The organism is Marinobacter sp. M1C, from assembly GCF_023314135.1.
Classification (GTDB): Bacteria; Pseudomonadota; Gammaproteobacteria; order Pseudomonadales; family Oleiphilaceae; genus Marinobacter.
In genome coordinates, this window is the sequence record NZ_CP092289.1 from 1217576 (window position 1) to 1244430 (window position 26855).

General features: G+C 55.9%; 22 protein-coding genes. 14 read left to right on the top strand and 8 right to left on the bottom strand.

Annotated features, from left to right (window positions below; genetic code table 11):
* Positions 1–298: 298 nt before the first annotated feature.
* Entirely contained in the window at positions 299–1669 is a 1371-nt protein-coding gene (locus tag MIH19_RS05965; RefSeq protein WP_249007991.1) for a TrkH family potassium uptake protein, read from the bottom strand.
* On the bottom strand, positions 1666–2319 hold the full coding sequence (locus MIH19_RS05970; RefSeq protein ID WP_249007992.1) for an NAD-binding protein: 654 nt from the start codon (positions 2317–2319) through the stop codon (positions 1666–1668). Before MIH19_RS05970 ends, MIH19_RS05965 begins: the two co-directional genes overlap by 4 nt.
* Positions 2320–2490: 171 nt before the next feature.
* On the opposite strand from MIH19_RS05970, the gene MIH19_RS05975 reads away from it, so the two are divergent.
* The 8 genes from MIH19_RS05975 to MIH19_RS06010 all read left to right on the top strand — a co-directional run bounded on the left by MIH19_RS05975 (position 2491) and on the right by MIH19_RS06010 (position 10865).
* Positions 2491–3417, top strand: coding sequence for a LysR substrate-binding domain-containing protein (locus tag MIH19_RS05975; RefSeq protein WP_249007993.1), 927 nt, complete (start codon positions 2491–2493; stop codon positions 3415–3417).
* Positions 3418–3703: 286 nt separating this feature from the next.
* Positions 3704–4363 carry a cysteine hydrolase gene (locus MIH19_RS05980; RefSeq protein ID WP_249008954.1) on the top strand — a complete coding sequence of 220 codons (660 nt, stop codon included), beginning with the start codon at positions 3704–3706 and terminating at the stop codon, positions 4361–4363.
* A gap of 9 nt (positions 4364–4372) precedes the next feature.
* A complete protein-coding gene (locus tag MIH19_RS05985) occupies positions 4373–5221 on the top strand; it encodes a DUF2877 domain-containing protein (RefSeq protein WP_249007994.1) in 849 nt (282 codons plus the stop codon).
* A gap of 49 nt (positions 5222–5270) precedes the next feature.
* Complete coding sequence (gene fdrA, locus MIH19_RS05990) at positions 5271–6806, top strand: acyl-CoA synthetase FdrA (RefSeq protein ID WP_249007995.1); 1536 nt, start codon at positions 5271–5273, stop codon at positions 6804–6806.
* 45 nt (positions 6807–6851) lie between these two features.
* Entirely contained in the window at positions 6852–8261 is a 1410-nt protein-coding gene (locus tag MIH19_RS05995) for a DUF1116 domain-containing protein (RefSeq protein ID WP_249007996.1), read from the top strand.
* A gap of 9 nt (positions 8262–8270) precedes the next feature.
* Entirely contained in the window at positions 8271–9245 is a 975-nt protein-coding gene (gene arcC, locus MIH19_RS06000; protein ID WP_249007997.1) for a carbamate kinase, read from the top strand.
* Entirely contained in the window at positions 9238–9621 is a 384-nt protein-coding gene (locus tag MIH19_RS06005) for a hypothetical protein (RefSeq protein ID WP_249007998.1), read from the top strand. Before arcC ends, MIH19_RS06005 begins: the two co-directional genes overlap by 8 nt.
* Before the next feature lie 2 nt (positions 9622–9623).
* Entirely contained in the window at positions 9624–10865 is a 1242-nt protein-coding gene (locus MIH19_RS06010; RefSeq protein ID WP_249007999.1) for a cytosine permease, read from the top strand.
* Here the strand turns inward: MIH19_RS06010 and MIH19_RS06015 are convergent.
* Together MIH19_RS06015 and MIH19_RS06020 are read right to left on the bottom strand one after the other, a co-directional pair.
* The gene (locus MIH19_RS06015) at positions 10843–13458 is read right to left on the bottom strand and encodes an EAL domain-containing protein (RefSeq protein ID WP_249008000.1); all 2616 of its coding nucleotides are present in this window, start codon (positions 13456–13458) and stop codon (positions 10843–10845) included. The genes MIH19_RS06010 and MIH19_RS06015 overlap by 23 nt on opposite strands.
* A 196-nt stretch (positions 13459–13654) precedes the next feature.
* Positions 13655–14662 carry a hypothetical protein gene (locus MIH19_RS06020; RefSeq protein ID WP_249008001.1) on the bottom strand — a complete coding sequence of 336 codons (1008 nt, stop codon included), beginning with the start codon at positions 14660–14662 and terminating at the stop codon, positions 13655–13657.
* A gap of 182 nt (positions 14663–14844) precedes the next feature.
* Here MIH19_RS06020 and MIH19_RS06025 point away from each other — a divergent pair, with 182 nt between their 5' ends.
* Together MIH19_RS06025 and MIH19_RS06030 are read left to right on the top strand one after the other, a co-directional pair.
* Positions 14845–16611, top strand: a complete 1767-nt coding sequence (locus MIH19_RS06025) for an autotransporter assembly complex family protein (RefSeq protein ID WP_249008002.1) — start codon at positions 14845–14847, stop codon at positions 16609–16611.
* Positions 16612–16706: 95 nt separating this feature from the next.
* Positions 16707–20408: a translocation/assembly module TamB domain-containing protein gene (locus MIH19_RS06030; protein WP_249008003.1), complete on the top strand. Its 3702-nt coding sequence runs from the start codon at positions 16707–16709 to the stop codon at positions 20406–20408.
* Between the two features lie 18 nt (positions 20409–20426).
* Here the strand turns inward: MIH19_RS06030 and MIH19_RS06035 are convergent, their stop codons facing one another.
* Positions 20427–21146 carry a type 1 glutamine amidotransferase gene (locus MIH19_RS06035; protein WP_249008004.1) on the bottom strand — a complete coding sequence of 240 codons (720 nt, stop codon included), beginning with the start codon at positions 21144–21146 and terminating at the stop codon, positions 20427–20429.
* On the bottom strand, positions 21139–22140 hold the full coding sequence (locus MIH19_RS06040) for an amidoligase family protein (RefSeq protein ID WP_249008005.1): 1002 nt from the start codon (positions 22138–22140) through the stop codon (positions 21139–21141). Before MIH19_RS06040 ends, MIH19_RS06035 begins: the two co-directional genes overlap by 8 nt.
* 202 nt (positions 22141–22342) lie before the next feature.
* Between MIH19_RS06040 and lexA the strand changes: the two genes are divergently transcribed.
* Positions 22343–22951, top strand: coding sequence for a transcriptional repressor LexA (lexA, locus tag MIH19_RS06045; protein ID WP_007348730.1), 609 nt, complete (start codon positions 22343–22345; stop codon positions 22949–22951).
* A 42-nt stretch (positions 22952–22993) separates the two neighbouring features.
* Entirely contained in the window at positions 22994–23458 is a 465-nt protein-coding gene (locus MIH19_RS06050) for a SulA-like leucine-rich domain-containing protein (RefSeq protein ID WP_249008006.1), read from the top strand.
* 42 nt (positions 23459–23500) lie between these two features.
* On the opposite strand, the gene MIH19_RS06055 is transcribed toward MIH19_RS06050, so the two are convergent.
* Positions 23501–23779, bottom strand: coding sequence for a hypothetical protein (locus tag MIH19_RS06055; protein ID WP_249008007.1), 279 nt, complete (start codon positions 23777–23779; stop codon positions 23501–23503).
* Positions 23780–23827: 48 nt separating this feature from the next.
* A complete protein-coding gene (locus tag MIH19_RS06060; RefSeq protein WP_249008008.1) occupies positions 23828–24304 on the bottom strand; it encodes a DUF6586 family protein in 477 nt (158 codons plus the stop codon).
* Positions 24305–24675: 371 nt separating this feature from the next.
* Here MIH19_RS06060 and MIH19_RS06065 point away from each other — a divergent pair, with 371 nt between their 5' ends.
* Together MIH19_RS06065 and MIH19_RS06070 are read left to right on the top strand one after the other, a co-directional pair.
* Entirely contained in the window at positions 24676–25002 is a 327-nt protein-coding gene (locus tag MIH19_RS06065; protein WP_249008009.1) for an SOS cell division inhibitor, read from the top strand.
* 153 nt (positions 25003–25155) lie between these two features.
* Positions 25156–26607: a sigma-54 dependent transcriptional regulator gene (locus tag MIH19_RS06070; RefSeq protein ID WP_249008010.1), complete on the top strand. Its 1452-nt coding sequence runs from the start codon at positions 25156–25158 to the stop codon at positions 26605–26607.
* The last annotated feature ends 248 nt before the right edge of the window (positions 26608–26855 follow it).

Below are 26855 nucleotides of genomic sequence, written 5' to 3' on the forward strand. Positions count from 1 at the left end.
GTTCCAGGGTGAAAACCGCAAGCGTTTGGCAGACAATGTCACCCAGCTGATTAGCAGAACCAGCGCCAGGCCAGCCGCAACGAGTAGTGCCTGGCAGCTTCATGTGTGTGTGGGTTTGCCATCAGGCTGGCCCGCCAGAGTTGTGAATGAGCGCCGTGAAGGCATAGCCTTGATTATGGTATGTTTTCAGCGGCAACGGCAGCGCGTTTTGTTTTTTGACTTTGCTTCGCAGCCTTCTTGGGACAGATTTATTTTCGAATTAACGATCCGTGTTGGCAGAACTTCCAGTGATGTAATGTCAGCCCACTGGAAACTCGGTAGTCGCATAACGCACGTGAGATTTACGCCGGACCGTTAGGGTGTACCCCAGGGTTAGCGGCCCCAGGCGACCAATCAGCATCACTGCCATAATCACCAGTTGGCCTGCGCTGCCAAGTTCGGCAGTGGTGCCGCGTGACAAACCAACGGTGCCAAAGGCCGATACGGCCTCGAAGGCAATGTCTAAAAAGTCGTCGTCTACTATTATAGCGAGAGCCAGTACCGCAAAGAACACGGTAATCATTCCGATGGTGACCGCAGCCAGTGCCTTCAATACGGTTTCCTGGTGCAGGGAGCGGCGGAAGAAGCTCACGTTCAGATTGCCCCGCAGAAACGAACGGGTGGCGGCCAGCAGAATCACAAAGGTGGAAATTTTTATACCGCTGGCGGTGGAGTTTGGCGCGCCACCAATGAACATTAGCACCAACATCAACGTGCTTGTGCCCGCTGTAAGGGCGCCTATATCCAGCGTGTTGAAGCCTGCGGTGCGCGGGGCAGTGCCTTGGAACCAGGCGGCCAGCAGTTTGTCGCTAAAACCGTCAAGAGCGCCCAGGGTTGCGGGGTTGCCGTATTCCAGCAACAGTATGGCGATGGTGGCCAGCAGGTTGAGCAGCAAAGTGGCGCCCAGAATTATTTTTACGTATACCGACAGCCTCGACCAGCGCCGTTTCTCGATCACTTCCATAACCACGATGTAACCCAGCCCGCCGGTGATAAACAGCGCGGTAACCGTCAGACTGATGCCTGCGTGCCCCACATACGCTGACAAGCTATCTGGCGACAGCGCAAATCCGGCGTTGTTGAACGCGGAAATGGTATAAAAAAGGGCCTGATACAAACCCTCTGTCCAGCCAAATTTGGGTACGAAGAAAATGCTTAACACCGCGACACCGATGAGCTCCGCGGTCAGCGCGAACAGGGCAATAGAGGCTCCTGCCCGCTTGGCGGTTTGCAGTGACACTTCGTTAAAGGCTTCTTTCACCACCACTTGATGGCTTAGGCGCATGCGGAACCCAAGCGCCAATGCGGTTAATACGGCAAACGTCATCAAACCCAATCCGCCGAGCTGAATCAGGATTAAAATAACCACTTGGCCAAACAGCGTGAACTCGCTGCCGGTATCTACTACGGCCAGCCCGGTAACGGTAACCGCAGACGTTGCGGTGAAGGCGGCCTCTAACCAACTGATGGGCGCCTCGGTGGCCAGCGGGAGTTTTAGCAGGCAGGCACCCAAGCCAATCAGAACCAGAAATGATTCTAGCAGCAATCGCGGCGGGTTGATCTGGCGCTTTTTTTGCGAGCCCATGGTGGCGCTGCGTTGTACGAGTAAATCCAGTAGTTTTGACTTCATAGCCGATGAATCAGCGCGCGTAAGTCGTTTAGTTGGCCGCCCAGCACGAGGCGATCGCCACTTTGTATATCCCAGCTTGTATCTGGATGGGTGTGGGCGGTTTTCATCCGTTTGGCGACCAGGGCGCTGACGGGCAAGTTGCCGATCAGATCACCCACAGTTTTGCCAATCAGGTCTTTGGTGGTTTGGAACTCCACCACAAAATAGTCATCACCCAGGCTCAGGTAATCGTGCACCATGGGATAGTTCAGCTCCTGGGAAATGCGCACGCCCATTTCGTGTTCGGGCGAGATAACCCGGGTGGCTCCCAGCCGTTCCAGAATCCGGTGGTGCTGCAGGCTCAACGCTTTTGCCCATATTTTTTTGACGCCCAGTTCGTGCAATTGCAAGGTGGCCAGCATGGTGGCTTCGGCGTTGCGCCCAATCGCCACAACCCCAACGTCGTAGTTGCCAGCGTTCAGTTCAATTAGCGCACTTTCATCGGTGACATCGGCGATAACCGCGTGAGTAATGTCTTGCGCAAGGCGGTCTACCCGCTGTTCGTCAATGTCCAGGCCCAGAACATCGTGGCCTAACCGCGTCATTTCCTGGGCCACGGTGGTGCCAAATACGCCGAGGCCAATAACGATTACCTGCTGCTTTTTGACCATGATCAGGCTTCACTCCAGAGCGGATTTTACGATGGCCACCGGGCCGGGGAAGATATGCCGGGCCACCTCGCGTTATAGTAGGGGAACGCCGAGGAAAATTCCCCACAAACTCTGTGGTCGCTGTCGGCGATTTCCTCAAACGCCCATTCATCCTGCGCGACCAGGATGATTATGTTCAACAACGCGATAGCCTTCATGTCATTTTCCCGAGACGCCCTGACTACTCTTCACGTTATTGCCAAATCCGGCAGCTTTGCGGTGGCCGCGGAGCGCCTTAATCGGGTGCCGTCAGCGGTCAGCTACACCGTCAAAAAACTGGAGGAAGAATTGGGCTTCCCGTTGTTTGACCGCAGCGGGCGCCAGGCCAAACTGACCGCTGCCGGGCAGTATTTTATCGAGCAAAGCCAGTGGATGGTGGATTCCTACGAAGAGCTGGTGCGCAACACCGCGATGATTAGCGCGGGAACGGACGTGTCGTTTTCAGTGGCTATTAACAACATTATCAATCGAGAAGGCTTGGTGGATTTTGTCGGCCAGCTCGACAAGCAGTTTCCGGCTACCCAGGTGAGCGTGAAAACCGAGGTGTATAACGGTTGTTGGGACACGCTTTACGACCGGCGAGCAGATTTGGTAATTGGTGCGCCCCACGCCGCACCGAAAATGGAAGGTATTGTTTGCCAGTCCATCGGCAATATTGACTGGGATTTTGTGGTTGCACGGCAGCATCCGCTGGCCTGGCACACCGAGGTGTTAACCGCGGAAGTTCTGCGCGCTTACCCGGCCATAGTCGTGAAAGATACGTCACTTCACATTTCACCCCAGGATACTTGGTCGCTGGTAGGCCAGAAGATCATTTATGCACCGGAACTGACCACCGCCATTAACATGATCGAGAGCGGCTTGGGCATTGGTTATGTGCCTCATCACCGCATTCGCCAATGGCTGGATGAAGGCCGGGTGCTGAAAAAAGCCATTGTTGAACACAAACAGCCGACTCAGTTGTTTTATGCCTGGCATGCAAATCGCGAGAGCCCGGTTTTACAATGGTGTATTCATTATCTGACCCGGCCTGAAAACCGGGTGCGCTGGTGCTCTTAATCTGCTTGTGACTGAAGTCAACTTTTCGCCCTGGCATCGGGGCGAAAAGTCAAAATCACTCATCAAAAAATTCGATCAATGCCTTTGTTCAAGGTCTCTCCGAAGTCGGTTTTTGATTTTTAAGGCCTCCCCGCAAAATATTTCGCGAGTTCCATTAACGCATCAAAAAAACTGATTTATTCCCTCAACTTTACTCACTGTTGCTGCTTCGCTCGTGGGTCTAGTATCGTCGGTATGCTCACTGTTATGCGTAGAGTTTGCCCACTAACGAAGGGACATAATCATGATGAAAACATTCCAAGCCGATCCGTTTGCCCTGGATTTTGATCCGCAAACCACCGCTCTGGTCGTGATCGACATGCAGCGTGACTTTGTTGAACCCGGCGGATTTGGTGAAGCCCTGGGTAACGATGTATCGCTGGTGCGTACGGCTATCGAACCCTGCAGCCGCGTTCTGCAAGCCGCCCGTGATAACGGCCTGATGGTCATACACACCCGCGAAGGCCACCGGCCGGATCTGACCGACTGCCCACCGGCAAAACTGACCCGCGGCGGCAAAACTTTTATTGGTGAAAAAGGCCCGAAAGGCCGCATTCTGATTCGCGGCGAAGGCGGCCACGATATTATTCCCGAGCTGTACCCTATCGCCGGTGAGCCCATTATCGACAAGCCGGGCAAGGGCGCGTTCTATCAGACCGACCTGCACCTGATTCTGCAAAGCCGCAATATCAAAACGCTGATCGTGTGTGGCGTGACCACCGAAGTGTGCGTGAACACCACCGTACGTGAAGCCAATGATCGCGGTTACGAGTGCATCATTCCTGAAGACTGCACTGGATCCTATTTCCCCGAGTTCCAGAAATACGCGCTGGAAATGATCAAGGCTCAGGGCGCTATTTGTGGCTGGGTAACCACTGCTGACAACATCATCGCTGGCCTGAAGTAGGTTAACGGGATGATCGTCGCCCATAGTCGCGGATATCTGTGCCCCAGCCAGTCGTTTGATGGCCAGGTACATAGCGTGTTTGCCAGGTCGGTGAATATCGCCACCAGCCTGCGCCAGACGCCTTGGGTATCGGTGCTGGACAGTTCTTTGCCGGCAACACCCACCAGCTTTCAATGCAGCTTGGGTGCAGTGGGCAATCTGACGGCAAAACTGCAGGTGGGCGACGGCGCTTTTATGCGTGGTGGCATTATTCGTTTTAAACCGTCACGCAGGGTGCAGATAAACACCTTGGCGGCTCTTAGCTGGCAGCCCGAACCTGCGCTCAGTCAACTTGATCACCCGTTGCTAAAGCGTAATTTGCAGGCGGTCGAGCAAGCGCTGCTGGGCCACCTCGGCAAGGAGACGGGCCAACCCGTAACGGCTTTGGACGACTATCTGAAACTGTCTGGGTTGGCTGTGCCAGAGCGCCTTGGTGCAATTCCGGAAGCGCTGTTTGACAACCTTGGCAAAGGTTGCGGCCTGACGCCAGCGGGTGATGATTTTCTGTTGGGTGTATTGGCGGCGGCCCATGGCCTGCGTCCGCTGTGGCCCCAGGCCGATCAGGTTGTTCAGCGCCTGGCGGCCCCGGGGTTGTTCAACGCCTACCAGACCACTTCGGTCAGTGCCCATTATTTGCAACTGGCCCTGGCCGGTCATTTTTCGCAACCGGTGCAACGGCTGGTCTTCCACCTGTTACAGACCGCAGACGCCACACAGGTGCAGCAGGCTCTGAGCGCCACCTTGGCGATTGGCGCCAGTTCTGGCGCAGACACCAGCGCCGGCATTGTTTACGCCATCGGGCAGCTACTACCGCACTAGATTTAAAAAAAGGTTAGTGCATTAAGACTTTCAAAGAACGGGGTTTTTTATGGCAACGCAACACAAAGTATTTAAAAACTTGTATCAGGATTCGGTATCGCTGATGCAGATCTCCTCCCGCCTGGACAAGATGGAAGGAATTCAAGGCGCTTCGGTGGTCATGGGTACCGAAGCCAACCTGGCGCGCATTGCCGACGCCGGTTTTGGCGAAGGTATTGTTGCTAAACCCAATGATCTGGTCATCGCCGTTCAGGGTGATGCCGAGGCTTGTGAGCAAGCCATTACTGCAGCCGAAGAGGCTTTGACAGCCAAGCCGGACGACAGCGGAACTGGCGACTCCGCGGCACAGCCGCTGACCAGTTTTGCCTTGGGTCTGGAACAGCATCCAGAGGCCAATCTGGCGCTGATTTCAGTGCCTGGCGAATACGCCACCGCCGAAGCCATCAAGGCACTGAACCTCGGCATGAACGTGATGATGTTCAGCGATAACGTGTCGATCGCTGACGAACGCGTTATCAAGCTGTTGGCGGTCGAAAAAAACCTGATGGTGATGGGCCCGGATTGCGGTACCGCCATTGTTAATGGCGTTCCTCTGGGCTTTGCCAATGTGGTTCGCCGCGGCGCTATAGGCGTGGTAGCCGCTTCCGGCACTGGCCTGCAGGAAGCGACCTGTCGCATTCACCAGCTCGGTGAAGGTGTGTCTCAGGCGCTGGGTACTGGCGGCCACGATTTGCATCAGGATGTGGGTGGGCTGTCTATGTTGCACGGCCTGCAAGCGCTGGCAGACGACTCGCAAACCGACGTCATTGTGTTGATTTCCAAGCCGCCCGCGCAGGCCATTGCCGATAAGATTCTGGCCCGGGCAGCCGCCATCGCCAAACCGGTGGTGGTGAACTTTCTGGGGCAGGGCAGCCCGAATGTGAATCCTGAGGGCGTGTTTTTTGCTGACTCCCTGGCCCACTCGGCCGAAGTGGCCGTCGCTCTTTACCGCAAGCAGCCTGTTCCCGAAGCCCGGCAAAGCAGCGAATCCGACAAGCATCAAGCGGCAGGTCTGGCCAGCCGTTTAAATCCCCAGCAGCGCTATATTCGCGGCGTATTTGCTGGCGGCACCTTCTGCTACGAAGCGCAAATCATCGCCTCCGGTTACGGCATTCAGGCATTTTCCAATACGCCATCGAAAGGCAACAGCCCGCTGGCAGACCTCTGGCACAGCCAGGGCCACACCATTATTGACTTGGGTGATGACGACTTCACCCAGGGCCGGCCGCACCCGATGATTGACCCAACGCTGCGCAATCAGCGCTTGTTGCAAGAGGCCCAAGACCCGCAAACGGCTGTGTTGCTGTTCGATCTGGTGTTGGGCTACGGCGCTTCTGAACAACCGTTGACGGATTTGCTGACGGTGATTGAACAGGCGCAACAGCAGGCAGCGCCGCCGGTGATGATTGCCCACGTGTGTGGCACAGATGCTGATCCGCAGTCGCGGCAGCAGATTCAACAGGCGTTGACCGATGCGGGCGTGCAATTGGCAGACAGTAACGCCGATGCGGCACACCTGGCGGCCCGCATTGTTTCCGGGCTTTAAGGTTGTTTTGCCCTGTTTCCATTTTTTAGCTGAAAGGTGAGCACAGTGAACGCACTCTTTACACAGCAACTGACGGTTCTTAACGCCGGTTTGCAGAGTTTTGCCGACAATATTACCCGCGCCGGTGGTACCGCCGTTGCGCTGAGTTGGCAGCCACCCGGCGGCGGCGACCGCGCCGGCGGTATGGTGTTGGCGAACTTGTTGAACCAACCAGAAATTGAAGCCGCCAATCAACAGGCCATGGAGCAGTATTTGACCGCCCAGCCCATGTTGGTTGACGTGATGCGCGCGGGCGATGCTATTCCGGCATTGGCCGAGCACAAACGCATTCTGCACGCAGGCCCCCCCATTGCCTGGCCGGATATGTGTGGCCCGGTGCAGGGCGCCATTCTCGGCGCCATTTTGTACGAGCAGTGGGCAGACACTCTGGAGCAGGCGGAAGCGCTGATCCAACAGGGCGAGGTGAGTTTTGAACCTTGCCACCACTACGATGCCGTTGCCCCTATGGCCGGCATTATCAGCCGCTCCATGCCGCTGTGGGTTATTGAAAACGCCGAAAACCATCAGCGCGTGTTCTGCAACTTTAACGAAGGGCTGGGTAAGGTGCTGCGCTTTGGTGCCAACGGTGCCGAAGTGATTGAACGCTTGCAGTGGATGGGTACGGAACTGGCAGATGCCATGAAAGCGATGCTGGCCGAATCTGGCCCCATCGAGCTAAAGCCGATTATGGCTCAGGCCCTGCACATGGGTGATGAGGTGCATAACCGCAACATCGCTGCTACCGGCCTGCTGTTGAAGCAACTGCTGCCGGCTCTGTTGCGCACGGCCTTACCGGCTGACCAGATTCAGCGGGTGGTGAGCTTTATCACCGCTAATGATCACTTCTTCCTGAACCTGTCGATGGCTGCGTGCAAGAGCATGCTCAAAGCCGCCGAAGGCGTGCCCCACAGCACCATGGTGACGGTGATGGCGCGTAACGGCGTGAACTTTGGTATTCGCCTGTCTGGCACCGGTGACACCTGGTTTCAGGCGCCGGCCAACCCGGTAAACGGTCTGTTCTTCCCCGGCTACGGGGTAGAGGATGCGGCAGCGGATCTGGGCGACAGCGCGATCACTGAAACCGCGGGCGTGGGCGGTTTTGCCATGGCGTCTTCGCCGGCCATTGTTAAGTTTGTAGGTGGCACCCCCGCCGATGCGACCCAAAACAGCCGTTCCATGCAGCGCATTACCCTGGGCGGCAACCCGGCCTTCACCCTGCCAGCGCTGAATTTTGCACCCACCGCTGCGGGTATAGACGCGCGCAAAGTGGTGGACAGCTCCATTCTACCCATCATCAACACCGGCATTGCCCACAAGAAAGCCGGCGTGGGCCAGATTGGCGCCGGCATTACCACCGCCCCCATGCAGTGCTTTGTGGATGGCTTAAGCGAACTGGCTCGGCAGCTAGGCCACTAGGAGAACACCATGACCAACAAACCACTTGCGATTGTCGCCTTTGGTGGCAACGCCCTGATTGATGATGACGCCCGTTGCTCAATAAACGACCAGTACCAGACGGTCAGTAACAGCGCAAAGTATCTGGTGGATTTGATCGAGCAGGGCTGGTCACTGGTGCTTACCCACGGCAACGGCCCCCAGGTTGGCTTTATTTTACGCCGCTCGGAGCTGGCAGCTCACGAGGTAGACCCGGTACCGGTGGATTACGCTGTGGGGGACACCCAGGGCGCCATAGGTTACATGTTCCAGAAAGCGTTAATGAACGAATTGCAGCGCCGCAATCTGCAGCGCCCGGTGGTCACCCTAGTGACCCAAACCCGGGTTAGCCGTCAGGATCCGGCGTTTGCCAAACCGAACAAACCTATTGGCGCTTTCATGAAAAAAGAAGTGGCCGAGCAGTGTGCCGCCGAACTGGGCTGGACCATTATGGAAGATTCCGGCCGTGGTTGGCGGCGCTGTGTGGCCAGCCCCCAGCCTCAGGAAATTATTGAAATAGAAAGCATCCGCACCTTACTGGACTGCGGCTCGCTGGTGATTGCCTGTGGTGGTGGCGGCATTCCGGTTGAGCGCGACGCCGAGGGCAATTTGCACGGCGTAGAAGCGGTGATTGATAAAGACGTGTCTTCGGCGTTGCTGGCCAGTGAGTTGGGCGCAGACATGCTGATTATTCCCACCGGTGTAGAAAAAGTAGCCATTAACTTTGGTCAGCCTAACGAGCAATGGTTAGACAATCTGACGCCTTCCGAAGCCCGCGCGCTCAGCGAACAGGGTCAGTTCGGTGAAGGCTCAATGAAGCCAAAAGTAGACGCTTTGCTACAGTTTTTGCAGGGCAACCCGCAAGGTAAAGGCCTGATCACCAAGGCCAGCACCCTGATGCAAGCTATTGGCGGCCATACCGGCACCTGGATTTCAAACCATTCTTCGGAGCAATCTAATGACTGATACCACCTTGCTGGCCGTGAACGGCACCTTGATGCGCGGCCTGAAATTGAATCCGAACCTGACCAATGCCGGCGGCGTTTTTGTGCGCGAAGATAAAACCGACGGCCACTACCGCCTGTGGTCCATCAACGATGATCACCCAGCAATGATTCGCACCATAGAGCCTGGCAGCCAGGTAGAACTGGAAGTCTGGGAGTTACCACTGGCGGCGTTTGCCACCGTGCTCAGCAACGAGCCGGCAGGTCTGTCCATCGGTAAGGTAAAGCTTGAAGACGGCAGCGAAGTGCTGGGCGTTCTGGGCGAACCCTGGCTGGTAGACGGGCAGCGTGAAATCACCGAAACCGGCGGCTGGCGCAACTACACAGAAGGTAAGTAAACATGAGCAGAGCAGCGGACACCTCAACCAATACGGCCTCTGGCTTTCAGGTGGCCATCATTCTTTTGGGCATACTGGCCACTCCTGTGTTGCTGGCGTCGTCCAGCCTTGGCAGCCAGCTTACCTTAGGCAAAGCGGCGGTGGCGATTGCGGTCGGAAGTCTGATTCTGGCGGTATTGGCGGCCATCAATATATCGATAGGTGAGCGCGCGCGCATACCTACTTATGGCATCGTCAAATTTTCATTTGGCCGTAAAGGCGCCATCGCCATCAATATCGTGATGGCGATCAGCCTGTTCGGATGGATTGCTGTTACTGCCAACACCTTTGGCCAGAGCGCTCAAAACCTGTTTGCGCAGCAATTTGGTCTGGACTTGCCACTGCCGGTGTTTGTCGCCTTTGGCTGCGTGATTTTCGTGGCGTCCACCGCGTTTGGCTTTGAAGTGCTGGGCAAGGTGGCAAAGTTTGCGGTGCCAATTATTGCTTTGTTGATGCTCTTTATTCTTTACCTGGCGTTGACCAGCTCGGTGCCGCCAGCCATCGCAGAGAAGATCAGTGATCTGAGCTTTGGCGCGGCGGTGTCGTCCATCGTTGGTACCATAATTGTGCTGGTGGCCACATCGCCAGACTTTGGCGCTTTTGTGCATAACCGCAAGCATGCCATCATTGCCGGTGTGCTCACCTTTGGCCTGGCCTATCCGATATTGTTCCTGGTAGGCGCGGTGCCTGGCTCCATCACGTCACAGGGTTCACTGCTGGCCGCAATGGCAATTATCAGCACCACGCTGCCGGCCACCATACTGCTGATTTTCGCCTGCATTACCGGCAACGCCGGTAATATGTTCCAAGGCACGCTGGTGGTGTCTACTTTGTTCAGCGCTTTCAAGAAATGGAAGATTACCGTAGCGCTGGGTATTCTGGCTGCGGTGGTCGGCAGCATGGACATTATGGCCTGGTTTATTCCGTTCCTTTTGTTCCTGGGAATCACCACACCGCCCATCTGCGGCATCTACATTGCCGATTACCTGATTAATCGCCGCAAGGGCTATGACGAAACCCGTCTGGAAATGGATTCGGCCATTAAGCCGATGACGTTCGTGGCTTGGGGTGCGGCTTCATTTGTAGGGTTCTGTACGGTGAACGGCTGGTTTACGCTGACCGGTATTCCGTCGGTCGATTCGATTCTTGTGGCGTTTGTAGGGTATTTTTTATTTTCAATCCTTAGCCCTTATCGCGATCTATGATCCACTGCTCCAGGGCGCTGGCCTCCATGGGCTTACTGAGATAGTAACCTTGGATAGTGTCGATGCCCTGTTCCACCAGGAACAGGAACTGTTCTTCGGTTTCCACCCCTTCGGCCAGCACCCTAAAGCCAAGGCTGTGGCCCAAAGCCAAAACGGTTTGGATAATGGCCACGTCATAGGCGTCGTCTGGCAAGTCGTCTATAAACACCTTGTCAATTTTGAGGCAGGTTACCGGCAGGTGCTTGATATGGGCCAGGGACGAATAGCCGGTGCCAAAATCGTCGATGGCCAACAGAACGCCCATGTCCCGCAGCGCCTGTAACAACCCGATGATGCTGTCATCCCGCTCCAGAGCGCCTTCGGTAATCTCGAGTTCCAGCATACTTGCTGGCAATTGATGTTTGGCTAGCAGGTCGCGGATATGGTCGGCGAAACCTAGCACCAGTTGCTGTGGCGCAATGTTCACCGCCACCTGCGGAACAGGGTGGCCTTGGTCGCGCCAGCGGGCCATTTGAGCCATGGCTTTTTCGAGTACCCAGTCGCCCAGTAACCCGATTAACCCAAGCTCTTCGGCCAACGGAATAAACGTGGCGGGTGACATCAACCCGTTCACCGGATGCTGCCAACGCACCAGCGCTTCAACCCCGAGCAGTGCCGCAGTCTTGCAATCTACCTGAGGTTGATAATTCAACGTCAGTTCGTCATTTTGAATTGCCCGGCGAAGCTCGCTGGCCACCTCGAATTTACGTTGCAGGCGCTCGGCCAGCAACGGTGTAAACAGCTCAATGCTGGATGGCCCGCGTTCCTTGGCAAGATACAACGCGGTTTCTGCGGCTTGCATTAGCCCCTGGGCGTCGGTGGCATCTTCGGGGTAGAAACTTATGCCCACGCAAGCGGAGGGAATCAGTTCATGGCCTTCCAGCTTCAGTGGTTTGGCTAGCGCATTGAATAGCGTCTGCACTATAACCGCAATGCCGTCACGGTTTGTGACCTGCTTCAGTACCAGCACAAACTCATCGGCGCCCCAGCGGCACAACAGGCCATTTTTTGGGCAAGCTTCGGTCAGGCGCTGGGCGACCGCTCGCAGAAAGTTATCACCGGTGTGATGGCCCCGCGCATCGTTGAGCAGCTTGAATCGGTCAATGTCCAGAAACACAACGGCCACTCCCGTTACAGCCTGAGCTCTTTCCGTAATCACATGGCTGACTTTGTCCAGGCAGTACTGACGGTTGGGCAAGCCCGTAAGCGGGTCATGGTTCTGAGCAAAAAACAGATTATTTTCGGCTTCTTTGGCTTTGGATACGTCGGAAAAAACCGCCACATAGTTGCGAATACTGCCGTCGTCGTTACGGACTATGGAAATGCTGCCCAGCTGAGGGTAAACCTCGCCATTTTTGCGGCGGTTCCAGATTTCACCTTTCCAACGGTCTTTTTCGCTCAGGGAGCGCCACAACTCATCATAAAAATGAGCCGTGTGAATCCCTGATTGCAGAATCGAAGGGTTATGTCCTATCGCTTCCTGCGAGGTGTAACCGGTAATTTCACAGAACGAGCGGTTAACGGACTGGATCCGTCCATCGGCACCGGCAATAACCACGGCTTCAGACGTCTGGTCCAGAAAGGTTTGGCTGGTAACCGGTTGCTGCTCATGGCGCTGTAAATCCGGCAACTTGATGGAAATTGTTCTGCCGATAAATTCGTACAGCTCCCGCTCCCGCAGGGTTACATTTTTCGGGGTGGTGTGATGACACGTCAGCATGCCCCACAGCCTGCCATTCTGGGTCAGTGAAATGGTCAGAGCAGCTGCTACACCCATATTGCCCAAATATTCCAGGTGAGCCCGTGGCAGCGAACGGTATGCCGAACAGGTCATGTCCAGAGACTGGTCGGTACCGATATCCGGGGCGCCATGCACAGGCACCGTGGCGCACTTTCTGTTGGCTGTCACCGACGTCAGGTTTTGGCTATTAAGCGCCCGGGTCTGGGCTGGAATATCCGACGCCAGAAAACGGTTTCCCAGATAGCTGTTCATTTGCGCTGAACGGCTTTCTGCGATTACTTCGCCATCCCGGTTGTGATCGAACTGATACATCATCACCCGCTCGTAACCGGTCACCTGGCGCACCAGTTCTGCCACTTTCTGGGTGTAACTGTGTAGGTCCTGCTCGCGGTTAAGATGCCACAGCAGGTCCCGTGTGGGTATAAAAACCTGATCGAAAAGCGCGCTCTTATCCTCGGCCTGAACCTGCAGTTCCAGTTCTACCAGCCAGTGGTGGTTGTCATAAGAGACCGCTGCGTTGCAGTTCAACCAGTTGTTGCCCCGGCGCATGTGCAGATTCAGCACGACTGAAGAGCGCCAGTCGCCGAGGCCTTTCAGGCTGCGTATCTGTTCAATGTCGGCGGCGTTGGCGAACTCGTTGAAATTGCGCCCGAGTACTGCGGCGTAAGGTAATTGCAGCAATTCACCGACGTTTTCACTGCAGTACTGGATGAAGAATTGGCTATCGAGTGCCAGTAACACACCCTGGGGTTGAATGGATCCGGTTTGCTGTAACCGCTTTTTTTCTGATTCGGCGGGTTTCTGCGGTGACATGTCCATCCAGAAATTGTGAAATTAAAGAAAATAGGCAGCAGGCGTAAACGCTAACTTATTGTTGATTAGACTTATTTATTATAACAGCGGACCTACAGGTTTGGGTCACAGAATTACTGAATAGTGACTCTAACGTTAGAACAAAAGAGCAGCAAGCCTGGGTGTTCTTATTGGCACCCGGGTTTGGCCCTTATTATCACGGTAGGTTTTCGCGCCAGCGTTTGACTTTCACTTGCGTTTTGACGGCTTCCAGAATTTCCTGAATCATCTCTATCAGCGCCTGGTTGGCCTGGTGCCCTTTGCGCGCTGATTCGCTGTTTGGCAACACAGCTGCCACCAAGTCGCCGATAAATGCGTGATTGGCGCTTGAGGCCAGGTCTTCCAGAATCTGATGAACAATGTTAGCGACAATATCCCCCACCGAGTCTTCCAGGGTGCGGGCGATGGTTCCACCAACCACCGGTAACAGCTTCAAGCGCGACAGTTCGATGTTTTGCTGCAGAGCGTGGTCAACCCGGGTTTCCAGATAGTTGCGCAGGGCACCGCGATTTGGCACATAGCTTTCTGCAGCGGCTTTTGCAACCCGGGCAGACAGCCAGTTACTGATCATTTGCCGTCGCGGATACAGCACCTGCTGTTGAATTCGGCTCACCAGCGGAGAACCCCGGCCGGCTTCGTATTGAATGCCACTGATGACTTTTAGCACGATACGGTCTGAAAGCTCTTCCATGAACGCTTCGTAATAGAAGTTGATGAACTGATAAGCCCGATTCTGGGTAACATCAACGATGCCGTAGCGGTGCAACCGGTGCACAATCGAGATCACGCGCAGCAAGCGTAAAATACGGAAGCCGCCAACCGGTATACAGCCCACCAGGTCGTACCAGTGAATGAACGGGTAGAAGTACCAGCGGCCGTATTCGCGAGTTTTCACCGCGTGAACCCAGCGGACAAAAAATTCCGTCAGGAACACCGCTACAAATAGTAGGTCGTAAAAAATAAAGTTTTCGTGAATCGGCTGATAAGCCGCTTGCAGTGCCGGGAAGATTTCTTTCAAGGTATTTTGAATGGCGACAAAGCTGTAAATCGAATCCCAGATGATGAAGGCCATATTCGCCATCAGCAGGCCCAGCATCAGAAAATCCAGCAGAAACCAGATAAACTCATGGCTGGATCTGAGTTTTTGACGGTTTATATTTAACATGATGAAAGAGGTCCGGCTGGTAACTTGTGATCGTTTTAAAGACGGTTGCCCGCCAAGGTTAGCGCATTTTAGGTGGCTAAACGACTTGCCAGCAGTGGGTAAGCTACACTGCGGCATCTTATAAAATTTCAGGCACACCAGGTTACATAGACCCCTGGCGGCCTAAGAACAGAATTCACTCCATGGCATCACAAACAATTCGGGCCTGCCTGCGGCGCACCGGGCTTGCAATGCTCGCACTGGTTGGCGTGTCAATGCCGGCTTTGGGCCAGCAGGTGAAAGTACAGGTGCAGGGCGATTATCCGCAATTGCAGGATAACGCCGAAGCGTTTATTGGCGATGTGGAAGGGCGCAGCGCCAGCAATCTGAGGCGTTATGCCTCTACCGCGATAAGTCAGGTCAGCGAAGCGCTGCAGGCACTGGGTTATTACAACCCAGAGATCAGCTGGAAGCTGGAGCCGGGCGATGCCGATGCCGCTGACAATCAGCCACGCCTGCTTCTAACCATCGTGCCTGGTGAGCCGGTGCGGGTGAAAACACGGCAAATCGATATTAGCGGGCCGGGGGCAGAAGACTCCAAATTTAGTGGCAACCTGCCGGCCAAGCCGGCGTTGGGCGACGTGCTTAATCATGGCGAATACAACGCCCTGCGTGACACTTTCCCTACCCGTGCCCGCCGCCGCGGTTATTTTGACGGCAAACTGACCACTCATGCACTGATCGTAAACCCGCAAACCCTCGAAGCCGACATTGCGCTAGCGTATGACAGCGGTGAGCGCTATCGCCTGGGCGAGGTTGCCTTTGCCGAAGGCCACTGGTTTGAGTTAGAACTTCTGGACAAGTTTGTCAGTTTTGAGCCGGGCACCCCCTATCACGCCGATGAAATTGCCAAGCTAAGCAGCAACCTGTCCGCAAGCGGTTATTTTGCCGGGGTTAATATTGACGCCGTGCCAGAGAGTGCGGAAGACGGCGTCATTCCGGTTCGGGTTGAGCTCACCCGTCGGGAGCGTCGCTCCTTGTCTACCGGCGTGGGTTTCTCGACCGACGTAGGGCCGCGTTTCCGTGGTAACTGGCGCGAGCACTGGGTAAACCCGCAGGGTCACAGTCGTGGTGCCGACACCGAACTCGCGCAGCTGCGACAAAGCGTCAGCGCCTGGTATGAAATCCCGCTGGACCCTCCAATGACCGACCGCCTGCGTTTCGGTGGCGGTTTGCAGCGTGAAGACATCGAAGATGTTCAATCGGAGCTGGCCACCTTGGGCATGCAGTGGCAGCACCGGTTTGAAACCGACTGGTTACAGATTTTGTCGCTGCGCTGGGAGGGAGAGCGCTATACCATCGGTAACGATGACGAATCCGATATCAGTAGCCTGCTGTTGCCAGGCGCGGGTTATTCCCGGCTGGTTCAGGACTCGGCGCTGGATCCTTCGCAAGGCTACAACCTGCGCTTTGACATCAGCGGTGCTCACCGTGCCTTGCTTTCTACCGCCGACATTCTACACATAAAGGCTTCCGCCAAGGGTTTGACTACCCTGGCGTACAAGCACCGTTTTCTGGCGCGTTTCCAAATCGGCGGCTTAGCGACTAACAGCTTCACGGATGTGCCGCCGTCGTTACGGTTTTTTGCCGGTGGTGACCAGAGTGTGCGTGGTTACGGCTATGAAACCCTGTCGCCACTAAACGCCAACAACGCCACCGAAGGCGGGCGCTATCTGATTGCTGGCAGCGTTGAGTACCAGTACGAGTTTGTTAATAATTGGCGTGCTGCGCTATTTGTCGACCACGGCAACGCCGTTAATAATCTGCTTGACCCACTGGCCACCGGTGCGGGCGTTGGTGTGCGCTGGATAAGCCCGGTAGGGCCGCTGCGGCTGGATCTTGCCAAGGGCCTGAACCCGGAATTCGGCGGTGGCTGGCGCATACACTTTTCCATGGGGCCGGAATTGTGAGTACAGACCAGAGTCAAGAACGGCAACAGCCGCCAACCAAATCCGCAGCCACGAAAAAACCGCGGCACCGGCGCTGGTGGTTTTGGGTGCTCATTGTGGCTGCCATCCTACTGCTCTTGCCGCTTTTGCTGTTGACTTTTGTGCTGCTGGCGCTGCGATCGGAAACCGGCACGGCCTGGGTTATTGAACAGATCCCCGGGCTGGAAGTGCAAGCCGGGCAGGGCTCGTTGTTAGGCCGCTGGCAGGCCACATCCTTAAACTGGCGCGGTTATGGCGTTGATTTGCAATTGCAGGCGCCGGATTTGCAGTGGTCGCCGCAGTGCTTGCTGCAAAAGCGGCTGTGTGTGGACTATCTACGGGTGCAAGCCATAGAGCTGAACCTGCAGCCGTCTGCCGACGAAGGCGATGGCCCCAGATCGGACATCCAGCTGCCCGACATTGGTCTGCCGTTGGGTATTCGTGCTGACCAGATTCGCCTGGGAGAGTTTTTCGTTAACGGCAACAAAGTCTGGGACACGGTAGAATTGGATGCCGGCGGCGCCGGTGAAAGTTGGTTGATAGACCGGGCGTTTTATCAGCTTGACGACATTCAGGTAACCGCATCCGGGCGTGTTCAAACCCGCGGCGACTGGCCGATTGATCTTGAGCTCAGTGCGTCGTTACCACCGCCCTCGGGGGATCACTGGAATATAGACTTGGCTTTGGCTGGCAGCGTGCGCGACCTGCGCGTTAGCGGCAGCAGTCAGGGTTACCTCGACGCAATTCTGGATGGCCGTGTTGAGCTCCTTCAGGCAGACCTGCCCGCTAGCCTGAACATTCGTTCCGATGCATTTTTGGCAGCCCCCTCTTTACCACCAACACTCACGCTGAACAGCCTGAAACTGGCGCTGCAGGGTTCTTTAGCCGACGGTTTTGAAACTAACGCCCAAGCTACTTTGCCCGGTACCACCGGCCCAGTTGAGCTTAACCTGGCTGGAAAAGTGACCACTCAGGGCGCCGACAATATTGAGCTGATACTGGCTGCAGACAACGCCGGGCGCGACGGAATCTTGGCGCTGACCGGCAGCGCAACTTGGCTGCCCGAGCTGGCCGCCGATGCCAATCTAACCATGAACGCCTTTCCCTGGCACACGTTGCTGCCGGATATGCAGGAACCCCCGGTCAACATTGATACCTTGAAGCTGCGTGCAAACTGGCAAGACCAACGCTACACCGCCACGTTGGCGGCTACTGCCGGCGGCCCTGCCGGAGATACCAGCTTGGAGTCGGAACTTGAGGGCGATCTGCAGCAACTCACTATTTCCCGCTTACAGGTGCAAACCGGCGCGGGCACTTTAACGGGTAATGCCAACGTTGGCCTGGCGCAGCCACTATCGTGGCAGGCTACGTTGGAGATGCAGAAATTCAACCCGGGTTATTGGGTGCCGCAATTGCAGGCCAGTCTGGATGGCAGCATTCGTTCCAGTGGCCAGTGGCCAGAATCAGCGAGCATGCCGGAGATGTCGGCAGAGGTAGATCTTGCTGGTTTGTGGCGTGGGCAAACCACCCGTATAAAGGTTAAAGCCAGTGCCGCAGACGGGCTCTGGCAGGTGCCTGAATTAAATGCCGTTATTGGCGATAACACTTTGGTCGGCAAAGGGCAGTGGGGTCAGCAATTACTGGCCGAGCTGGATCTGAATTTGCCTGAGCCGGAAGCGATTCTGGAAAGTCTGCGTGGGCAGGCCAGTGCCCGTTTAACCTTAAAGGGCACGGTACAGCAGCCCCAGGCGGATATTCGGATTTCAGCAACGGCTTTGGCCTGGGAAGACCAGCTGCAACTCGCAGAGATGGAACTCAGCGCCAGCCTTGATGCGGCGGGGGCAATCCGCAGCCGGCTTCAAGCCCGAGGTATTGAAGCCGGTGGCCAGACCGTTGAGCGGGTGGACGCAACGCTGGATGGCACGCGCCAGAATCATGAGCTGGTTCTGGAGATGATTCACCGCGAGGTTGAAGTTCGCTTGGCGCTGGCGGGTGCGGCGGGTGAGCATTGGCAACAATGGCAAGGCGAGCTCAGCCGCGGTGAGGTGCTGGTAACCGGGCAGGACCAACGCTGGCAGCTGCGCCAGCCCGCAGCCCTGTTTTTCAAGGCCGCGACAGGCGGCGCCGAGCCTCTACTGACCGTTGCCGAACATTGCTGGCAGTGGCAACAAAGCGCCTTGTGCGCCGGCGACCAGACCCTGCTGCCGGTGGCAGATGTTCAATACCGCATCATTAACTTGCCGGCGAAGGCGCTGGCGCCATTGTTGCCGGAAAATCTGCGCTGGCAGGCTAATATCAATGGCAGCATCGATTTTTCCATGGGCGCCGGAGGCCCTAGCGGCGCGATTGAGCTGGATGCCGGCGCGGGTGACTTCGAAATTCTGCTAGATGGCGACTGGGAAACCCTGCGCCATAGCGCATTGTCTACCCGCTTGGCGTTGCAGCCGTCTGAGGCGCAGTTAATGTTGGCGTTGGCCGGGCCGAAACTGGGATCACTAAAAGCAGACCTGAGCATTGACCCGGCTACGTCCGAGCGCACCCTTAGCGGCGACTTCCAGCTCAGCGGTATGGACATCGCGCTGTTGGGTATTTTCACTGGGCTGGAAGAGGTATCCGGCCAGATTAACGGCCGGGGTGAGCTGTCTGGGCCGCTAATGCGGCCCGCGGTGAATGGCGAATTAACCCTGTCTGACGGCCGGGTGATTGACCCACGTCTGCCCCTGGCCATGGAGCAAATCAACGTTACCGTTGAAATGCTGGGCTACAACGCCAATATTAACGGTTTGATTCGAGCCAATGAACGCAGCGAGCTGGTGCTTCAGGGCGAGCTTGACTGGCAAAGCGACTTGCCCAGCGGCAGTGTGTCTTTGCGCGGCGAGCGCCTGCCCATCAACATTGAGCCTTACGCCGAGCTGGAAGTAGCGCCGGACTTGACCATCGCCTTTTCCGGCGGGGAATTGTTGGTCAACGGCCGTGTTGACGTGCCCCGTGGAGCTATCGAAATCCGGGGGCTGCCGCCGCGGGCCGTATCGGTGTCTGATGACGAAGTGATTGTGGGGGTTGAAAAACCCGAGCCGGTGATTCGCTCGTTAATGATGGACGTGGTGGTGAACGTAGGCAGCCCCGATGACAAGGTCACGTTTGCGGCGTTCGGCGCGACGGGGGATCTCAGCGGCACCCTGCGCATTGGCAACAATATGGATACCCGCGGCACGTTGCGGCTCAACAACGGTCGCTTTGAGGCTTATGGCCAGGATTTGACCCTGCGTAAAGCCCAGTTGCTGTTTGTAGGCAACCTGAGCCAGCCTTATCTGGAACTGGAAGCTGTGCGCACGGTAGGGTCGGTCGTCGCAGGGCTGCGGTTGAAGGGCCCGGTGCAGTCGCCTGAGACCGAGGTGTTTTCCAGCCCGGAGATGCCGCAAACCGATGTGCTGTCGTACCTGATTCTGGGTCGGGCCCCGCAAAGCCAGCAGGACGACGGCCAAATGAGTCGCGCAGCGCTGTCATTGGGTTTGAACCAGGCCAACAAGATTACCGGCGCGCTGGGCGCAGAGTTTGGCATTCGTGATTTGACCCTTGAAGCCCAGGGCAGCGGAGACCAGACCGCGGTTGTGGCCAGCGGTTATCTGACCGACGAACTCAGCATTCGTTACGGCGTGGGCATTTTTGAGCCGGTGACCACGGTGGCCCTGCGGTACGATTTAGGGCGTTATTTTTATCTTGAGGCCGCCAGCGGTCTGGCGGCCTCGCTGGACATTTTCTATACCCGGGATTTTTAAAAAACGGCTAAAGTACTGTTAAAGCTCGGCGTTCAGTCTGGCCATTTTCAGGCGACAGGCTTCGTCTACAAAATGGCGGAATATACGGCGGTGGCCGCTGTGATAAAGCAGATACTCAGGGTGCCATTGCAGTCCCATTAGCCACTGGCCACGGGTATTTTCGATGGCCTGCACGAACAGATCGTTATCCACCGCCACTACGCGCAGGTCTTGCCCCAGTTTTTTAATGGCTTGGCTGTGGATACGGTTTGCACCGATAACCGGCGCGCGCATGATCTGGCTCAAGCGAGTGTGATCCACCACATTCACGGTTTGCAGAGGCAGCAGCAGCGGGCGATGGCGGGTGTGTTGGCGCAGTGGGGTCACGTTCTGGCACAACGAGCCGCCACGATGCACGTTAATCAACTGTGCGCCGCGGCATATACCCAGCACCGGCAGGTTCAGGATTTCAGCTTCTAACAGCAGGCGCTGGTCGGTTTCATCGCGGCGTTTATCGTAATTCGCCGTTACCATCGGATGCTGCCCATACAGTGCCGGCTGCACGTGAGTGCCGCCGGAAAGCACCAGGCCGTCCAGCAGGCTCACGTTTACCTGGGCGCCGGGGCGTATGTAGTGGGTGCGCGCACCCTGCATGCGCAGCGCCAGCGTAATCAACCGCTGGGCCGGTCCGCGTCGGCGCGGGCCACTGACTCCAATGGTCAGCCCGGGCGGGGAGTCTTGTTCCATCCGTTCAGACATAGCCTTTGTGTTCAAGCCAGTGGTGAATGGTTTCCGGTTTGCTGTGGGTCAGACTGTGCAGGGTGATAGTACCGGAATCGCGAAACTGAGCCCGAAGCTGCGCCAAATCTTCGCTGTTGTTGGCAATGTCGTCCAGTATTACCCAGTCATTCCATACCGAAGAGAAATTCCACTGCGGGTTGTCGATGTCGCAATCCGGTAGCCGGTAATGCAGGGTAGGCCGTTTTTTGATGCGCGGGTCTTGTACATGTCGGGCCAGCAACGGCGCATCCAGATGGGCAAACAGCGGCAGCAGATCCAGTGCGCGGTTTCGGGTGGGGTTGTGCTGCAGGTAGTCTTCCATCAGCTGTTTCAACGATGGCGCGTAGTCGTCTTTCATCAGCAGTTCTGTATAGCGAGCCGCCCAGGGCTCTATGTAGGGCGTAAAACGCCGGCTGACATCCAGTTGATGGCGGTTTTTCAGCCACTCGTACAAGCCTGCAAACGCCTGTAAATAGCGTGTAATGGTGGACGCCTGTAAATCCGGCAGTTCCGGGTTCAGTTGCAGTCCGAAGGCATAATAAATGGACTCGCGGCTGCCCAGAGCACCAAGGCTGCGTAGTTCTTTGATCAGCCGCTCAACCTCTTCCACCTGGGAAAAACCGATGGGCGGCCCGACAATTTCCAGCGGCACAATACGCTCGGCCGCGGCGTCAATCACGTCCATAGCCTGGCCGCCCAGCTCACGCAGGATTTCCGGCACGTCAGCTCCGGTCAGGTCCAGATCTTTAATAGGGTCAGAATCCAGCTCGATCACAAACTCACCCAGCGGTGTATCCACTGCGGTTACGTAGCGCGACCGCGGTTGCGGCGCACCGTTGAGCAGGCTGGCGACTTCGCGCACCAGCGTTTCGTAGCTTAAACCTGAAAGCTCGATTTCCACACCAACCCGGCGCTCTGCTCCGCTGGCAGTGTGAGTTACAGAGGGAATTTTGCAGACGTTCTTTTGCGTCATTATTACACCTTTCAATCAGTCTTAAGCGCTTCAAGCGCGGCTTATAAGGGCAGAATTACCATAGCACATTAGGTGTCTGACGCTGGTAACCGAGCAAGTGGGGGAAATGCCATAAACAGGGTTTACACTGGATAAAACACTGTATATAGTCGAATCACTGTATAAACAAACAGGGTATGTTATGACACAGCGGATCCCAAACATGAAACTCACCGCCAGGCAGTCCCAAGTGCTGGATATCGTCCGCCGCTATCTGGATGAAACCGGGTATCCGCCCACCCGCGCCGAAATTGCAGCTGAGCTGGGTTTCCGCTCCGCCAATGCGGCGGAAGAGCACTTGCGGGCTCTGGCACGCAAAGGTGCCATTGAAATGGTGCCCGGCGCTAGCCGCGGTATTCGCCTGCCAGAAAGCGAGCAGGACCTGGGTTTGCCAGTGATTGGCCAAGTGGCAGCCGGTAGCCCGATTCTGGCTCAGGAGCACGTGGAAGACCACTGCACTTTAAAACCCGGCTTTTTTTCGCCGGCGGCGGATTACCTGCTGCGAGTACGTGGTATGAGCATGAAGAATATCGGTATTCTAGACGGTGACCTGCTGGCAGTACACAGCACTCAGGACGTTCACAACGGCCAGATTGTGGTGGCCAGGGTAGGTGATGAAGTGACGGTGAAGCGCTTCCGTAAAGAAGGTAATAAAGTGTATCTGGTGGCGGAAAACGACGACTTCGCGCCGATTGAAGTGGATCTGACCGAGCAGGATCTGTTCATTGAAGGGTTGGGCGTTGGTGTTATTCGCCGCTCCGACTTGCACTGATCCGTAGCGACAGAAAACCGACATAAAGAAGGGCGGGGAATCATGGAACAACTGAGCTTTAACGGCAATCTTGCATACCAGCAACAGATCGCAGCGCGAGTGGCAGAGCAGGCGCAGCCTGTGCGAGTTCAGCCCCGGCCAGACCCGGTGTGTGCTGGTAACGTCACCGAAATCATCTTGCCCCAGGGTCAGGTGGAAAATTTTCAGCTGTTATTGCCAATGCTGACCCAGCTGAACCAGGAAAAGCGCTGGTTGGCATGGATTGACCCACCTCAGGAGCTGGTCAGCAAATGGCAAAAAATGCACGGTATTGTTGCCGGTGAGCTGCTGGTTTTGCGTTCCAGCGCCGAGCATCCGGCGCGCAAGTTGGCGGAGCGGGCGCTCAGGGTGGGCACATGTCATGCGGTGGTGTTGTGGACCGAAAAGCTGAATAAAACGTGTTTCGAGGCACTTCAGGCGGCATCCGCCGCGGGCAACAGCCACGGCGTCGTTTTGCGTCAGCGTTAGTAAAGAGTATTGCGCCAGCGCTAATAGAGTTCTGCGCTAGCGTTAATGCAGCGTCGGGCTGTGGGGCGCATCAAACCACTCCACGTCGCTGTCGCTAACACTGTCATTGCTATCCCAGTCCAGGTCCTGGGCGCTATCGCCCGCGGCGTCAATGCCTGCCGCAATCATGGCTTTGGCCACTTGCATCTGGCGGTCGTCCATCATGTCTTTGGCTTCTTCGGAAAAACTGATACGCACCAATGGCGCGCCGTCGTCGTCAACGCGGCGCAAAGCGTAATCGCCGTTGCTGAGTTGAATAATTTCAAAAAACGATGGTGACATGATCCGAACCTTTATGTTCGCCAACGAAAAAGTACGCGCGGGGATGTTTTACCACTCGCTGTGTCTTGCTTCCACATCGGCTGAAAATTGCTTTATTGCGCTTAGGCTGGCTTGAACCGATGCCAGCGAACGGTCTGCGCCAACGGCCGCAGTGATGGCAATAATGTTGTCGTTGCTGACGGTTTTTTTTGCCGCAGGTGGCCGGTTCTGCGCGTCTCCAAGTTGCTCCAAATGGTTCCACCAACTATCAGCGTTGGTTTGTAATACCAGCAGTTGCTGAACTTCCGGCGCAGCGGCTCCGATCAATTTGCCCAGTTGGTCAATGCTCTGGGGTTGCCCTTTGCGTTGCTGATAACACACTGCCAGGGTATACAGCAGCAGCGTTCTCGATCGCAGCATGAGTTCAATGGCACCTTGTTTGCAGGCTTCCTGCTGTAAGGGCTGATTGCTGTTAACAGCAAGTCGTAATAATGTCTGCGCCAGTGCCAGTTTGCCGGCAAGATGGGAATGCCACGCTGCTGCCATATACCCTCGCAACTGTTTCTGCTGTTAATGTTGGCGTAATTGGCCCTGTGAAATTCACCAGCACCGAAATTCGCTGAAACCTGAAATAAGCCAAGTATTATAACAGTTTCAAAGCCGCGTTGTCCGCTGTCTACTTCCGTTTTGAAAATTTGCCTGAACAATCAAAAACCGCCTAAAAAATCGTAGCTGTGTCTTGAAATATCCGTTCAAATCAAACAACAAATATCTGAGATGTTTACCGGGGTTAGGTCATGGCGATTCACCGCGGCTGCCGTACGTCGTGCTATGCGTCGCTAAGGTGTAACATGGTTAAGTGTAAGTACACTGGGCTTCGCACCCGGTTGCAGATCACTGAACAGGAGCAATGAACTATGGCCGCAGACCATCCTGCAATGGCACATCTGGACCAGCTGCTCGAGCACATGCAGCAGGCGCTGAAAGACCAGGATTGGGAGCTGATTAGCCGCCTAAATCCAGAGATGAAGCCCGCTATAGAACCCTTGCTTGAAGCGTTGGAACAAGGGCAACTGCCGGCTGAAACCGTGCGCAGTCAACTACAACGGGTGCAGGAGTTTGTCGACGCCGCTGATAGCTCTGCCCGCCAGGCCAAGGCCGCAGCGCAGCTCGAATTGAAAGAAGTCAACCGCAACAGCAGCGCAGCGAAAGCCTACCATAAGGTGTCCTCGTCCCGGCCTTGAGCCAGGCACACACTAACTCAGCGGTCGAATTGCGTGAAGCGCCAGATCGCCGGCGCGTGTGAACGAGATTTTGTGGGGTTTGGCGTCATAAAATTGACTACAAGCCGGTTAAGGTCTTAAATACCGCTCAAAGCCTATAAGAGATTGCCTGGAATGTTGAAGCCCAACACAGTGCTGGTGTTCAGTGATGCTGCTGAACGCTGCCGCGATATTACGACTATCCTCGAATTTCTTGGCGAAGAAGACTGGTTGGCTGGCAGTAAGGCCCGCGATGTGTTGTCAAGTGCCAACGACGCAGACGCGCAGGCGGTCTCGGTGGTCATTGTGCAAGGCGACGATGCCAGCGCCGAAGCCACGATCAAGGCCTTGTGCAAATGGTCTCTCTGCATCCCCGTGTTGTGCATTGGCGACCCTGATTTTACCGGTCTGAATGACGAGCAGCGCGGGCGAATCATTGCCCGCCTGGAGTGGCCATTTGGCTATACCAAATTTATTGATTCGCTTTACCGCGCCCAGGTGTTCCACGATCATTACAGCCGAGCCCGCGAGCGCGGCCAGATGCGTGGGGTGCAGCTGTTCCGCTCACTGGTGGGTACTAGCCGCAAAGTGCAGCAGGTACGCCAGCTGATGGAGCAGGTAGCAGACAAAGAAGTCAGTGTGTTGGTGACGGGCGAGTCCGGTACCGGCAAAGAAGTGGTCGCACGTAATCTGCATTACCATTCAAGCCGCCGCGACAAACCCTTTGTACCGGTAAACTGCGGCGCCATTCCTGCGGAACTGCTGGAGAGCGAGCTGTTTGGCCATGAAAAAGGCGCGTTCACCGGCGCGATAACCGCTCGTGTGGGCCGTTTTGAGTTGGCCGAGGGCGGCACCCTGTTTCTGGACGAAATAGGCGACATGCCGTTGAATATGCAGGTGAAGATTTTGCGGGTTTTGCAAGAGCGTACGTTCGAGCGGGTCGGGAGCAACCACACTAAATTTGCCAACGTGCGTATCATTGCCGCCACCCACAAACACCTGGAAGATATGATTCAAAGTGGGAGCTTCCGCGAAGATCTGTACTACCGGCTGAATGTGTTTCCCATTGAGATGCCGGCGTTGCGGGATCGGGTTGAGGACATTCCGCTGCTGATCAACGAACTGGTGGCGCGCATGGAAAAAGAAAAACGCGGATCGCTGCGGCTGAATTCCGCTGCCATTCTAAATTTGTGTCGTCACGACTGGCCCGGCAACGTGCGTGAGCTGGCCAACCTGGTAGAGCGTCTGGCAATCATGAACCCGTTTGGGGTGATTGGTGTGCAGGAACTGCCGAAAAAATTCCGCTACGTTGACGACCATGACGAAGATCACGCCGATATTGATGAACCTGACCTGCCATCTTTCTCGTCTGGTCTGGTTGGGTTAGATTCACCTGCGTTATTGCCAGCCAATGGGCTCGATTTGAAAGATTATTTGGGTAACCTGGAGCGTGAACTGATCCAGCAGGCGCTTGACGAAGCCGGCGGCGTAGTGGCCCGGGCTGCGGAAAAATTGCGTATTCGCCGCACCACCTTGGTGGAAAAAGTCCGCAAGTATGGTCTTCGTGAGGAGGTGGGCGAAGCCTGAGGGCGTTATTCCCCAGAGGTTCGATCAGCCAGCTGAAAACACCAATGCAGAAATCCTAAAACGGCGTCAACGGTTTGTAACCGCTGGCGCTTTTGTCTTTTTAAAGTGACGGAAACCCGTCATCTGCCTTTTTCGGAAAATCCTTTCCTATTGAAAAACCTAAAAAATATTGAGTTGGCATGAAGCTGGCTTGGTGAATCTTAACGAATCACCAGTGACCGGTCTGCGCAGTGGCAATATCGGTCACC